The 12,776-nt window shown below is 70.9% G+C and carries 11 protein-coding genes and 1 tRNA gene; 2 read left to right on the top strand and 10 right to left on the bottom strand.

Annotation, left to right across the window (positions count from 1 at the left end):
* Positions 1–98 precede the first annotated feature (98 nt).
* Positions 99–827 (bottom strand): TetR/AcrR family transcriptional regulator, encoded by a 729-nt coding sequence (locus DVK44_RS20910; protein ID WP_408055339.1) that lies wholly within the window; start codon positions 825–827, stop codon positions 99–101.
* Positions 824–1,813, bottom strand: coding sequence for an acyl-CoA desaturase (locus DVK44_RS20905; protein WP_114661029.1), 990 nt, complete (start codon positions 1,811–1,813; stop codon positions 824–826). The genes DVK44_RS20910 and DVK44_RS20905 overlap by 4 nt, the downstream gene beginning before the upstream one ends.
* Before the next feature lie 274 nt (positions 1,814–2,087).
* Here DVK44_RS20905 and ppc point away from each other — a divergent pair, with 274 nt between their 5' ends.
* A complete protein-coding gene (ppc, locus tag DVK44_RS20900; protein WP_114661028.1) occupies positions 2,088–4,817 on the top strand; it encodes a phosphoenolpyruvate carboxylase in 2,730 nt (909 codons plus the stop codon).
* A gap of 68 nt (positions 4,818–4,885) precedes the next feature.
* On the opposite strand, the gene DVK44_RS20895 is transcribed toward ppc, so the two are convergent.
* The 6 genes from DVK44_RS20895 to DVK44_RS20870 all read right to left on the bottom strand — a co-directional run bounded on the left by DVK44_RS20895 (position 4,886) and on the right by DVK44_RS20870 (position 9,696).
* Positions 4,886–5,317 (bottom strand): hypothetical protein, encoded by a 432-nt coding sequence (locus tag DVK44_RS20895; protein ID WP_114665322.1) that lies wholly within the window; start codon positions 5,315–5,317, stop codon positions 4,886–4,888.
* A 115-nt stretch (positions 5,318–5,432) separates the two neighbouring features.
* A complete protein-coding gene (gene pth, locus DVK44_RS20890; protein WP_114661027.1) occupies positions 5,433–6,029 on the bottom strand; it encodes an aminoacyl-tRNA hydrolase in 597 nt (198 codons plus the stop codon).
* 122 nt (positions 6,030–6,151) lie between these two features.
* The gene (locus DVK44_RS20885) at positions 6,152–6,742 is read right to left on the bottom strand and encodes a 50S ribosomal protein L25/general stress protein Ctc (RefSeq protein ID WP_114661026.1); all 591 of its coding nucleotides are present in this window, start codon (positions 6,740–6,742) and stop codon (positions 6,152–6,154) included.
* A gap of 195 nt (positions 6,743–6,937) precedes the next feature.
* Positions 6,938–7,918: a ribose-phosphate diphosphokinase gene (locus DVK44_RS20880; RefSeq protein ID WP_114661025.1), complete on the bottom strand. Its 981-nt coding sequence runs from the start codon at positions 7,916–7,918 to the stop codon at positions 6,938–6,940.
* A 139-nt stretch (positions 7,919–8,057) separates the two neighbouring features.
* Positions 8,058–9,506: a bifunctional UDP-N-acetylglucosamine diphosphorylase/glucosamine-1-phosphate N-acetyltransferase GlmU gene (gene glmU, locus DVK44_RS20875; protein WP_114661024.1), complete on the bottom strand. Its 1,449-nt coding sequence runs from the start codon at positions 9,504–9,506 to the stop codon at positions 8,058–8,060.
* Between the two features lie 118 nt (positions 9,507–9,624).
* Positions 9,625–9,696: transfer RNA gene (locus tag DVK44_RS20870), tRNA-Gln, on the bottom strand.
* A gap of 240 nt (positions 9,697–9,936) precedes the next feature.
* Here DVK44_RS20870 and DVK44_RS20865 point away from each other — a divergent pair.
* Positions 9,937–11,442 carry a sensor histidine kinase gene (locus tag DVK44_RS20865; protein WP_114661023.1) on the top strand — a complete coding sequence of 502 codons (1,506 nt, stop codon included), beginning with the start codon at positions 9,937–9,939 and terminating at the stop codon, positions 11,440–11,442.
* Positions 11,443–11,465: 23 nt separating this feature from the next.
* Here DVK44_RS20865 and DVK44_RS20860 read toward each other — a convergent pair whose 3' ends face one another.
* Together DVK44_RS20860 and DVK44_RS20855 are read right to left on the bottom strand one after the other, a co-directional pair.
* A complete protein-coding gene (locus DVK44_RS20860) occupies positions 11,466–11,954 on the bottom strand; it encodes an SUKH-3 domain-containing protein (protein ID WP_114661022.1) in 489 nt (162 codons plus the stop codon).
* Positions 11,955–11,961: 7 nt separating this feature from the next.
* The gene (locus tag DVK44_RS20855) at positions 11,962–12,576 is read right to left on the bottom strand and encodes a YwqJ-related putative deaminase (RefSeq protein WP_114665321.1); all 615 of its coding nucleotides are present in this window, start codon (positions 12,574–12,576) and stop codon (positions 11,962–11,964) included.
* Between the last annotated feature and the right edge of the window lie 200 nt (positions 12,577–12,776).

The raw sequence follows: 12,776 nt of genomic DNA, 5'->3' as shown, positions 1-12,776 counted from the left end.
TCGCCCACCAGAGCCGTGCGGTCCGGACAGCGTCACCACCTTGGGTGATCAATCCGTACGGGTTGACCCCGGCCCGCGCCCCGATCGAGGCCCGCCCCTCACACCTTCCGGTGCCCTATCAGCCGCGGCTTCGGCTCCAGTCCCTCCAGGCCGTGCCACGCCAGGTTCACCAAGTGGGCCGCCACCTCGGACTTCTTCGGGCGGCGGGCGTCCACCCACCACTGGCCCGTGAGCGCCACCATGCCCACCAGGGCCTGGGCGTACAGCGGGGCCAGTTTCGGGTCGAAGCCGCGGGCCTTGAACTCCATGCCGAGGATGTCCTCGACCTGGGTGGCGATATCGCTGATCAGTGAGGCGAAGGTGCCCGTCGACTGGGCGACCGGGGAGTCGCGGACCAGGATGCGGAAGCCGTCCGTGTACGTCTCGATGTAGTCGAGGAGCGCGAACGCGGCCTGTTCGAGCAGCTCGCGGGGGTGGCCGGCGGTCAGCGCGCCGGTGACCATGTCGAGGAGCTGGCGCATCTCGCGGTCCACCACGACCGCGTACAGCCCCTCCTTGCCGCCGAAGTGCTCGTACACCACCGGTTTGGAGACCCCGGCCTTCGCCGCGATCTCCTCCACCGACGTGGCCTCGAAACCCTTCTCCGCGAAGAGCGTGCGACCGATGTCCAGCAGCTGTTCGCGCCGTTCCGCCCCGGTCATCCGGACCCGGCGGGCCCGGCGTGTCCCCGTGGCCCGGGTCCCTGTGGCCCGGGACCCGTTGGTCCGGGCCTTGTCGGTGCTGCCTTGCTTGCTGGTACTGCCGTCGATCGCCACGGTGCCCATCATGCCTTGACGGGTGCGCTCTTGCGGCGGGAGTCAATACGGGAGGCGTCGGGCCAGCGCACGTCCGACGCCCAGCCGGCCAGCTCGAACCACCGGATCAGCCGGGCGCTGGAGTCGATCTGCCCCCGCAGCACCCCGTGCCGGGCGCTCGTCGGGTCCGCGTGGTGCAGGTTGTGCCAGGACTCGCCGCACGACAGGATCGCCAGCCACCACACATTGCCCGAGCGGTCCCGCGACCGGAACGGACGCTTTCCGACCGCATGGCAAATGGAGTTGATCGACCACGTCACATGGTGCAGCAGCGCGACCCGCACCAGCGACCCCCAGAAGAACGCCGTGAACGCGCCCCACCACGACATCGTCACCAGCCCGCCCACCAGCGGCGGCAGCAGCAGCGACACGAGCGTCCACATCGCGAACTGGCGCGACACCGCCCGCAGCGCCGGGTCCTTGATCAGATCCGGCGCGTACTTCTGCTGCGGCGTCTGCTCCTCGTCGAACAGCCAGCCGATATGCGCCCACCACAGCCCCTTCATCAGGGCCGGCAGCGACTCCCCGAACCGCCACGGCGAGTGCGGGTCGCCCTCCGCGTCCGAGAACTTGTGGTGCTTACGGTGATCCGCCACCCAGCGCACCAACGGGCCCTCCACGGCGAGCGAACCCGCCACCGCCAGCAGGATCCGCAGCGGTCGCTTCGCCTTGAACGCGCCATGCGTGAAATAGCGGTGATAGCCGATCGTCACACCGTGGCAGCCGATGTAGTACATCAGCACCATCAGCCCCAGATCGAGCCAGCTCACCCCGCCCCACGACCAGGCCAGCGGCACCGCCGCCAGCAGCGCCGCGAACGGCACCACGATGAACAGAAGCAGCGCCACCTGCTCGATCGTGCCCTTCTTGTCCCCGCCAAGAGTGGCGGAGGGTGCTGGAGCGTCTCCTGTGAGTGACGGTGTGGAGGTATCGGCGAGTGCGTCGCGCGGTGCGGTCATGTGGGTCCCTTGAAGAGGAGGGAAGGGGGTGGGGGATGAGGGTGAGAGGAATCGAAAAGGGCCGAGAAGGGTACGTAAGCCACGGAAAGCACAGAAGCCTGGATACGGGTGCGTAACCTACGGCAACGTAAGTATGGCAGCGCCACACGACCCGGCAAGAGGGCTGTGGATAACGTCAGAGGGCGGCCACCTATCCTTATGGAGTCGGACAGCGCGGTCCGCGAAGCCTCCAGAACCCTCCAGACGTGCCAAAACACTGCAAGGAGCCGCACCTGTGAGCAGTGCCGACCAGACCCCCTCCGCCAACGCGGAGCTGCGTTCAGATATCCGCCGTCTTGGTGACCTCCTCGGCGAGACCCTCGTCCGCCAGGAAGGCTCCGAGCTGCTCGACCTCGTCGAGCGCGTCCGCGCCCTCACGCGCGAGAACGGCGAAGCCGCCGCCGAGCTGCTCGGCGACACCGACCTGGAGACCGCGGCCAAGCTCGTCCGCGCCTTCTCCACCTACTTCCATCTCGCCAACGTCACCGAGCAGGTCCACCGGGGCCGCGAGCTGCGCGAACGCCGCGCCGCCGAGGGCGGGCTCCTCGCCCGTACCGCCGACCGGCTCAAGGACGCCGATCCCGAACACCTGCGCGAGACCGTCAAGAATCTGAACGTACGGCCCGTCTTCACCGCGCACCCCACCGAAGCCGCCCGCCGCTCCGTCCTCAACAAGCTCCGCCGCATCGCCGAGCTGCTCGAAGCCCCTGTGATCGCCTCCGACCGGCGCCGCCACGACCTGCGGCTCGCCGAGTCCATCGACCTCATCTGGCAGACCGACGAGCTGCGCGTCGTCCGGCCCGAGCCCGCCGACGAGGCCCGCAACGCCATTTACTACCTCGACGAACTCCACATCGGCGCCGTCGGCGACGTCCTGGAAGACCTCACCGCCGAACTCGAACGCGTCGGCGTCGAGATGCCCCCCGGCACCCGCCCCCTCACCTTCGGCACCTGGATCGGCGGCGACCGCGACGGCAACCCCAACGTCACCCCCGACGTCACCAGCCAGGTCCTGATCCTCCAGCACGAACACGGCATCACCGACGCCCTCGAACTCGTCGACCAGCTCCGCGGCCAGCTCTCCAACTCCATCCGCTACACCGGAGCCACCCAGGAACTGCTCGACTCCCTCGCCGACGACATAGAGCGCCTCCCCGAGATCAGCCCCCGCTACAAGCGCCTCAACGCCGAAGAGCCCTACCGCCTCAAGGCCACCTGCATCCGCCAGAAGCTCGTCAACACCCGCGAGCGCCTGGCCCGCAACACCCCGCACGAGCCCGGTCGCGACTACCTCGGCACCGCCGAACTCCTCGACGACCTCACCCTCATCCAGACCTCCCTGCGCGAACACCGCGGCGGCCTCTTCGCCGACGGCCGCATGGACCGCACCATCCGCACCCTCGCCGCCTTCGGCCTCCAGCTCGCCACCATGGACGTACGGGAACACGCCGACGCCCACCACCACGCGCTCGGCCAGCTCTTCGACCGCCTCGGCGAGGAATCCTGGCGGTACGCCGACATGCCGCGCGAGTACCGGCAGAAGCTCCTCGCCAAGGAGCTGCGCTCACGCCGTCCCCTCGCCCCCACCCCCGCGCCCCTCGACGCGGCCGGCGAGAAGACCCTCGGCGTGTTCCTCGCCGTCCGCCAGGCATTCGAGCGCTTCGGCCCCGAAGTCATCGAGTCGTACATCATCTCCATGTGCCAGGGCGCCGACGACGTCTTCGCCGCCGCCGTCCTCGCCCGCGAGGCCGGCCTGCTCGACCTGCACGGCGGCTGGGCCAAGATCGGCATCGTGCCGCTGCTGGAGACCACCGACGAACTCCGCGCCGCCGACGTCATCCTCGACGAAATGCTCGCCGACCCCTCCTACCGACGGCTCGTCTCCCTCCGCGGCGACGTCCAGGAGGTCATGCTCGGCTACTCCGACTCGTCCAAGTTCGGCGGCATCACCACCTCCCAGTGGGAGATCCACCGCGCCCAGCGCCGACTGCGCGACGTCGCCCACCGGCACGGCGTACGGCTGCGCCTCTTCCACGGCCGCGGCGGCACCGTCGGCCGCGGCGGCGGCCCCTCGCACGACGCGATCCTCGCCCAGCCCTGGGGCACCCTGGAAGGCGAGATCAAGGTCACCGAGCAGGGCGAGGTCATCTCCGACAAGTACCTGATCCCCTCCCTCGCCCGGGAGAACCTCGAACTGACCGTCGCCGCCACCCTCCAGGCATCCGCCCTGCACACCGCGCCCCGCCAGTCCGACGAGGCGCTCGCCCGCTGGGACTCGGCCATGGACACGGTCTCCGACGCCGCGCACGGCGCGTACCGCGCGCTCGTCGAGGACCCCGACCTCCCCGCGTACTTCTTCGCGGCCACCCCCGTCGACCAGCTCGCCGACCTCCACCTCGGCTCCCGCCCCTCCCGGCGGCCCGACTCCGGCGCCGGCCTCGACGGACTGCGCGCCATCCCTTGGGTCTTCGGCTGGACCCAGTCCCGCCAGATCGTGCCCGGCTGGTACGGCGTCGGCTCCGGCCTCAAGGCACTGCGCGAAGCCGGACCCGACACCGTGCTCGACGAGATGTACGAGCACTGGCACTTCTTCCGGAACTTCCTCTCGAACGTCGAGATGACCCTCGCCAAGACCGACCTGCGGATCGCCCGCCACTACGTGGACACCCTCGTACCGGACGACCTCAAGCACGTCTTCGGCGCCATCGAGGCCGAACACGCCCTCACCGTCCAGGAAGTCCTGCGCATCACCGGCGGCGAGAAGCTCCTCGACTCCAACCCGGTGCTCCAGCAGACGTTCTCCATCCGGGACGCCTATCTCGACCCGATCTCCTACCTCCAGGTCTCCCTGCTCGCCCGCCAGCGCGCCGCGGCGGCCCGGCAGGAAGCACCGGACCCGCTCCTCGCACGGGCCCTGCTGCTGACCGTCAACGGAGTCGCGGCCGGACTGCGCAACACCGGCTGACGACAGTCCCGCACACGGCTGCCCCCGCCGGAAACGTCCCGGCGGGGGCAGCCGTGTCGTGGAAGCCCTCAGAGCGCGAAGAACGTCCCCAGCAACAGCACCCCGCCCGCCGCCGCGGACCCCCACGCCAACCGCGTCATCCGCAGCCCACCGCCGATGATCAGCGCCGCCAGCAGCAGCGCCCCACCCAGCGGCACCCACGCGTACAGCAGCCCGGCCGTCCCCGCGCGCACCAGCTCCGACGTCCCGGGCTTCACCACCACCGGAAACCGGTCACCCTCGCGCGCCGCGACCGACTCCTCGATCGCCATCCGCCCGCGCGCCCCGGCAGACGTGGACCGACCGGCCTCGGGCTCGTACGCGCCCGTACAGAACCCGTCCGCGCAGCCGGCCACCGTGAACGTGCCGTGCTCCCGGCCCTTCGAGAGCACCACATGCTGCGCCGCGTCCCAGGACGCCCAGACGCCCGCGACCAGCAGCAGTACGGTGACCCCGGCCATCGCGGCCTCCCGCCCGAGGGCCAGCAGCCGCGCCGTACGGGCCGAGCGCCTCGGACGGGCCGCGCGCTTCTTCGTCCGCCTCTTCGTCCGCTCCATACGGCGGGATCCTACGATCCTAGGAATTGAAGGCGCTCTGCGCCCGCTCCAGCCCCTCCGCCACCAGCGCCTCCACCGCGTCCGCCGCGCGGTCCACGAAGTACGCCAGCTCCTTGCGCTCCACCGAGGAGAAGTCCTTCAGCACGAAGTCCGCCACCTGCATCCGGCCGGGCGGACGCCCGATCCCGAACCGCACCCGGTGGTAATCCGGGCCCATCGCCTTCGTCATCGACTTCAGACCGTTGTGCCCGTTGTCCCCGCCGCCCAGCTTCAGCCGCAGCGTCCCGTAATCGATGTCCAGCTCGTCGTGGACCGCGACGATGTTCGCCGTCGGCAGCTTGTAGAAGTCCCGCAGCCCGGCCACCGGACCGCCGGACAGGTTCATGTACGACGTGGGCTTCGCCAGCACCACCCGGCGGCTCCCCGGCCCCGGCGCGCCGAGCCGGCCCTCGATCACCTGCGCCTGTGCCTTCTGCGCCCGCTTGAACGAGCCTCCGATCCGCTCCGCCAGCAGATCGGCCACCATGAACCCGACGTTGTGCCGGTTGGCCGCGTACCCGGGCCCGGGGTTCCCCAGGCCGACGATCAGCCAGGGGGCGTTGGCATCCGTGGTCATGCGCGCCGAATCTCCTCGCGTCGGTACGTGGTGTCTTTCACAGGCACGGACGGGGTGGCGGACCGCAGCCCGCCACCCCGTCCGGATACATCAATTCCCGAGGATCACGCCCCGGTGGTCGATCACGCCTCGGTGGTCGCGGCACCCTCGGCCGCGTCCGCGGCGGGCTCCTCGGCCTGCGCGGCCAGAACCTGGATGACGACCGCGTCCTCGTCCGTCACCAGCGTCGTACCGGCCGGCAGCGGGACGTCCTTCGCGGCGATCGAGTCACCGGCGGTCAGGCCCGCGACGGAGACCGTGACGGACTCCGGGATGTGGGTGGCCTCGGCCTCGACGGTCAGCGTGTTGAGGACGTTCTCCAGCAGGTTCGCGCCCGGGGCCAGCTCGCCCTCGGTGTGGACCGCGACCTCGACCGTGACCTTCTCGCCGCGCTTGACCGCGAGCAGGTCGACGTGCTCGATGTGGCCACGGATCGCGTTGCGCTGCACGGCCTTCGGGATGACCAGCTCGGTGCGGCCGTCGACGTCCAGCGTGATCAGGGCGTTCGCCGTCTTGAGCGCCATCATCAGGTCGTGGGCCGGGAGGGTCACGTGGACGGTGTCGGCGCCGTGGCCGTAGATGATCCCGGGGGCCTTGTTCTCGCGACGCAGCCGGCGCGACGCGCCCTTGCCGAACTCGGTGCGGATCTGGGCGCTGATCTTCAGGTCGGCCATGGTGGCACTCCTCGTAGATGGTGAGTCGGAAAACCGCTGGTCACCCGGCCACATACGGGCCTGCTACGAAGAGCGCGTCGATAACGGACGAACCGCACATGAGTGCGGCCTCCCTCGCCGAGCAACTCGATGAGTCTACCCGGCGGGGAGGCCGCCCCAGAAATCGATCTACCGGCAGCGGGCCGGCAGGCCGGATCAGTCCTCCTGCTCCTCGAAGAGGCTCGTCACCGAACCGTCCTCGAAGACCTCACGCACCGCGCGCGCGATCGTCGGCGCGATCGACAGCACCGTGATCTTGTCCAGATCCAGATTGCCCGGGTCCGGCAGCGAATTCGTGAACACGAACTCACTCACCTTGGAGTTCTTCAGGCGATCGGCGGCCGGACCCGACAGCACACCGTGCGTCGCCGTCACTATGACGTCCTCGGCGCCGTGCGCGAACAGCGCGTCGGCGGCGGCGCAGATCGTGCCACCCGTGTCGATCATGTCGTCGACCAGCACACAGACCCGGCCGGCCACATTGCCCACGACCTCGTGGACCGTCACCTTGTTGGCGATGTCCTTGTCACGGCGCTTGTGCACGATCGCCAGCGGCGCGCCCAGCCGGTCGCACCAGCGGTCGGCGACCCGCACCCGGCCCGCGTCCGGGGAGACCACCGTGAGCTTCGCGCGGTCCACCTTCCCGGCCACGTAGTCCGCCAGGATCGGCAGCGCGAAGAGGTGGTCCACCGGGCCGTCGAAGAAGCCCTGGATCTGGTCGGTGTGCAGATCGACCGTCAGGATCCGGTCGGCGCCCGCGGTCTTCATCAGATCCGCGACCAGCCGCGCCGAGATCGGCTCACGGCCGCGGTGCTTCTTGTCCTGCCGGGCGTAGCCGTAGAACGGCACGATCACGGTGATGCTCCGGGCCGAGGCCCGTTTCAGCGCATCGATCATGATCAGCTGTTCCATGATCCACTTATTGATCGGAGCGGTGTGGCTCTGGATCAGGAAGCAGTCGGCCCCACGGGCCGACTCCTGATAGCGCACATAGATCTCGCCGTTGGCGAAATCGAATGCCTTGGTCGGCACAATCCCGACACCGAGTTGTTGCGCGACCTCCTCGGCCAGCTCGGGGTGGGCGCGGCCGGAGAAGAACATCATCTTCTTCTCGCCGGTCGTCTTGATCCCGGTCACAGCACTGTCTCCTCAGACGTGTTGATGGCCGCTGAGCCCGCGCGTCCCTGCGAGCCAGCCGAATCGTGCGAAAGCCAATCGTGCGGTCATACGGTTTTCGGTTATCACGTTACGCCGAGAACGGCGCAACTCTTTCCGGTCAGCTTTCGTCCCCGGCCCCCGGGACCGCGGCCGACGCCGCCTGCGCCGCCGCGCTGCCCGGACGCTTCCGGGCCACCCAACCCTCGATATTCCTTTGCTGGCCGCGGGCGACGGCCAGCGAACCGGCCGGTACGTCCTTCGTGATCACCGAGCCGGCGGCGGTGTACGCACCGTCCCCGACCGTGACGGGTGCCACAAACATGTTGTCCGAACCTGTACGGCAGTGCGACCCGATCGTGGTGTGGTGCTTGCGCTCACCGTCGTAGTTCACGAAGACGCTCGCCGCGCCGATGTTCGTGTACTCACCGATCGTCGCGTCCCCCACGTACGACAGGTGCGGGACCTTCGTCCCCTCGCCGATCGTCGCGTTCTTCATTTCCACGTACGCGCCCGCCTTGGACTTCGCGCCCAGCCGCGTCCCCGGCCGCAGATACGCGTACGGGCCGATGTTCGCCCCCGCGCCGATCTCGGCGCCGTCCGCGACCGTGTTGTCCACCCGGGCGCCCGCGCCCACGGCGGTGTCCTTCAGCCGCGTGTTCGGACCCACCTCGGCGCCCTCCGCCAGATGCGTGGCGCCGAGCAGCTGCGTACCGGGGTGCACGACCGCGTCCTGCTCGAACGTCACCGACACGTCGATGAACACCGACGCCGGATCGACGACCGTCACACCGGCCAGCATCGCCCGCTCCAGCAGCCGCTGGTTCAGCAGCCGGCGCGCCTCGGCGAGCTGGACGCGGTTGTTGATGCCCAGGATCTCGCGGTGGTCGGCGGCCACGGACGCGCCCACGCGGTGGCCGGCCTCGCGCAGGATGCCCAGGACGTCGGTGAGGTACTCCTCGCCCTGGCTGTTGTCCGTACGGATCTTGCCGAGCGCGTCCGCGAGGAGCTGCCCGTCGAACGCGAACACCCCCGAGTTGATCTCCCGGATCGCGCGCTGCGCGTCGGAGGCGTCCTTGTGCTCCACGATCGCGGTGACCGCGCCGTGCGCGCCCTCCCGGACGATCCGCCCGTACCCGGTCGCGTCCGGGACCTCGGCGGTGAGCACGGTCACGGCGTTGCCGTCGGCGGCGTGGGTGGCGGCGAGCGCGTTCAGGGTCTCGCCGGAGAGCAGCGGGGTGTCACCGCAGACGACGACCACGGTCCCGTCGGGCGTGCCCCCCAGCTCCTGGAGCGCGACCCGCACGGCGTGCCCGGTGCCGAGCTGGGTGGCCTGGTACGCGGTGCGCACACCGTCGTACGCCGCGCTCAGATGCCCCTCGACCTCGGCGCGGGCGTGCCCGACGACCACGACGAGCTGCCGCGGCTCCAGCTCCCGCGCGGCGGACACGACATGCCCGACGAGCGAACGCCCGCAGACCTCGTGCAGGACCTTGGGGGTCCTCGACTTCATGCGGGTGCCTTCACCCGCTGCGAGAACGACGACGGCTGCCGGGCGGTTGGCGCTCACGGAGATGCCCTTCGGCTTCGGGTGTGGGACATCCGCAGGATACCGGGGTGTTTCCGGGCGTAAACGAGGCCGGGCCCCGACCGGCGAGGTCGGGACCCGCGGGTCGTGTGCTGCCGTGTTCCCCCGCCAGGACTCGAACCTAGACAGATGGCACCAAAAGCCACAGTGCTGCCAATTACACCACGGGGGATGGTAAGCGGCTAAACCGGACATTGCGTCAGGCTGCCGAACGGCACGTAACACTATGCCGTACCAGGCGCCCTCCATGCGACGGGATAGATCGGTCCTCTTGGTGACGCGGACGATCACGCGCGGCCGGGCATGGCCGGGCACGGGCGGGCGCGGTCGGCGGGAAGGCCGGCGGGAAGGTCGTACACACGTCCTACAGGTCGCCGGAAATTACCTCGCGGGCGCCCGTACGCTGGACGACATGACCACAACGGGGGCACACCAGGACGGTGCGGGCATGACCGCCCGTGGCTACGGGTGGTGGGGGCGGCGGCGGAGCGTCGTGCTGGATGTGGGGCTGGCGCTGGTGTCGGCCCTGGAGTGCGCGCTGGAGGGGATCTCCTTCGCGCGGAACGCGGCGCTGCCCGTGTCGTTCGGGGTGCTCTTCGGGCTGCTGGCCGGTTCGGTGCTGGTGGTACGGCGGCGGTGGCCGTTCGCCGTCGTGCTCGTGGCGATCGCGATCACGCCCGCCGAGATGGGCTATCTGATGGGCCTGGTCGGCCTCTACACGCTGGCCGCCTCCGAGGCGCCGCGCCGGCTCATCGGGTCGCTGGCCGGGATGTCGCTGGTCGGGACCTTGATCGTGACCTCCGTACGGATGCGGCAGAACGTCACGGACACGGGCATCGACACGCACCGCTGGTACGTCCCCCTCGTCGCCGTTCTGATGTCCGCCGGCCTCACTGCCCCGCCCGTGCTGCTGGGGCTCTACATCGGCGCCCGGCGGCGGCTGATGGAGAGCCTGCGGGAGCGGGCCGACAGCCTGGAGCAGGAGCTGTCGCTGCTCGCCGACCGCGCCGAGCAGCGCGCGGAGTGGGCGCGTACGGAGGAGCGCACCCGGATCGCCCGTGAGATGCACGACGTCGTGGCGCACCGGGTGAGTCTGATGGTCGTGCACGCGGCGGCCCTCCAGGCGGTGGCGCTGAAGGATCCGGCGAAGGCCGTCAAGAACGCCGCCCTCGTCGGTGATCTCGGCCGGCAGGCGCTGACGGAGCTGCGCGAGATGCTCGGCGTACTCCGCTCGGGCGAGCAGGTCGCGGCGCTACAGGCCGCCGGGCGGGCCGGGGGCGGCCCCGGGACGCCCGGCGGCCTGCCGGGTGCGCCCGCCGGTGTGCCGCTGGCCGCCGTGGGGCTGGCCGCCGCGAACGCCGCCGCTGCCGCCGCCGCCGAGGACGGGCCGGGGCTGGGGGACATCGAGGCCCTGGTGGGCGAGTCCCGGGACACGGGGATGGTCGTGGAGCTGACGGTGCAGGGCGAGTCGCGCCCGTACGCGCCGGAGGTGGAGCAGACCGCCTACCGGGTGGTGCAGGAGGCGCTGACGAACGTCCTGAAGCACGCGACCGGCTCGAAGGTGATGGTCCGGCTCGCGCACCGGGAGGTGGAGGTGGCCATGCAGGTGGAGAACGGGCCCGCGGACGACGCGGCGCGGGAGGACGCCGGGCTGCGGCTGCCCAGCGGCGGGAACGGGCTGGTGGGGATGCGGGAGCGGGTGACGGCGCTGGGCGGGGTGTTCGTGTCGGGGGAGACCGACTCGGGCGGGTTCCGGGTGTCGGCGGTGCTGCCCGACGCGCCGGAGCTGCCGGGGCCGCCGAGCCCGTCGGGGCCGCCGAGCCCGTCGGGTCCGCCGAGTCCGTCGGGTCCGTCGGATTCACCTGGTCCGGCGGATGTGCCGGGTACGACCGGTCTGGCGGACCGCAGCGCCGCCTGAGACGGGTGATACGCGGTCTTCGCTCAGCCCTGCGTCAGCCGTACCGGTTCCAGTCCCGTGATCAGCGTCCCCAGCGCCCGGTCGATGTCCGGTCCCAGGTACCAGTCCCCGGTGTGGTCGATGCTGAACACCCGGCCCGTGCTGTCGATCGCCAGTACGGCCTGACCGTCGCCCTCCTCGCCCAGCGGGCTCAGCTCCGTCTCCAGGGAGCGGCCGAGGTCCGCGAGCGTACGGGCGAGGTGGATGCCCGCCGTCGGGTCGAACCGCAGGGTGGCCGGGGCTATCTGCCGGCCCGGGCCCGGCGCGGTGATACGCAGGCCGCCGAATTCGGCCCATGCCTCGACGGCGGCCGGGAAGACGCTCAGCCGGTGGCCGGCGGGGGTGGTGTGCGCGCGCAGGACGTCGGCCCACTCCTCGGCCCGCTGTATGTTCCAGCGCCCCGGCCGCCAGCCCGCGTCGCGCAGGGCGGCGTCCACGGGGACGGGGAAACGGGTGGTGCTGAGGTCGGGCATGGTTGGTTCAGCCGTTCTCGGTCAGGTCGACGGGCCGTACGCCGAAGTGGGCGAGGAGCGTCGCACAGGAACGGCAGGGCGGGGCGTAACTGCCGTGCAGGGGGTCGCCGTCCTCGCGGATGCGGCGGGCGGTCAGTTTGGCGTGCTTGAGCGAGCGTCTCGCCTCGCTGTGGGTCAGGGGTTTGCGTCTGGCCCGTTTGGAGCGGGTGTCCTCGGCGGCGGTGAGATGGCGGGAGAGCAGTATCGCTTCCGGACAGCGCCCGGTGAATCGTTCCCGCTGTCCGCTGGTGAGGGTGTCGAGGAAGTCCTGTACGAGCGGGTGCAGCGCGGGCGGCTGGTCGCCCTTGCCCGCCGTGCAGGTCGTCGTCTCGCCGCGGACCGAGAGGGCGGCGGCGATGGCGGGCAGGATGCCGTCCCTGCGCCGGCGGAGCTGGGGCGGGCTGTTGGGCTCGGTGCTGCTCCAGCTGAGGCGCGGGTCGCCGCCGGAGCGGGGGTCCTGCGAGCGGGTGTCACCGGCGCGCGGGTCCGCGGAACGTGGTTCGGCGGCTTGGGCGTCCGTGGCGCGCGCGTCCGCCGCGGGCGCGTCACCGGACTGCTCGTCGCCCGAGCGTGGCTCGCCCAATCGCGGCTCGCCCGGGCGTGGCTCGCCGGAGCGCGGGGTGGCCGGGGCACGGCTGTCGGACGGGCCGGATGGGCCGGGCGTACCGGACATGCCGGTCGTACCGGACCCGCCGGTGGCCGCGCGGTACGTGTACGTATACGTGTGCGTCTGCATGCAGTGCTGTCCCCTCCCCGTGCCCGGCGGCCGGTGGCCGCTGGTGT

Origin of the sequence: Streptomyces paludis, assembly GCF_003344965.1 — a bacterium.
Classification (GTDB): domain Bacteria; phylum Actinomycetota; class Actinomycetes; order Streptomycetales; family Streptomycetaceae; genus Streptomyces; species Streptomyces paludis.
Note: the sequence above shows the minus strand (reverse complement) of the source record. Positions and strands in the feature narration are given on the sequence as shown.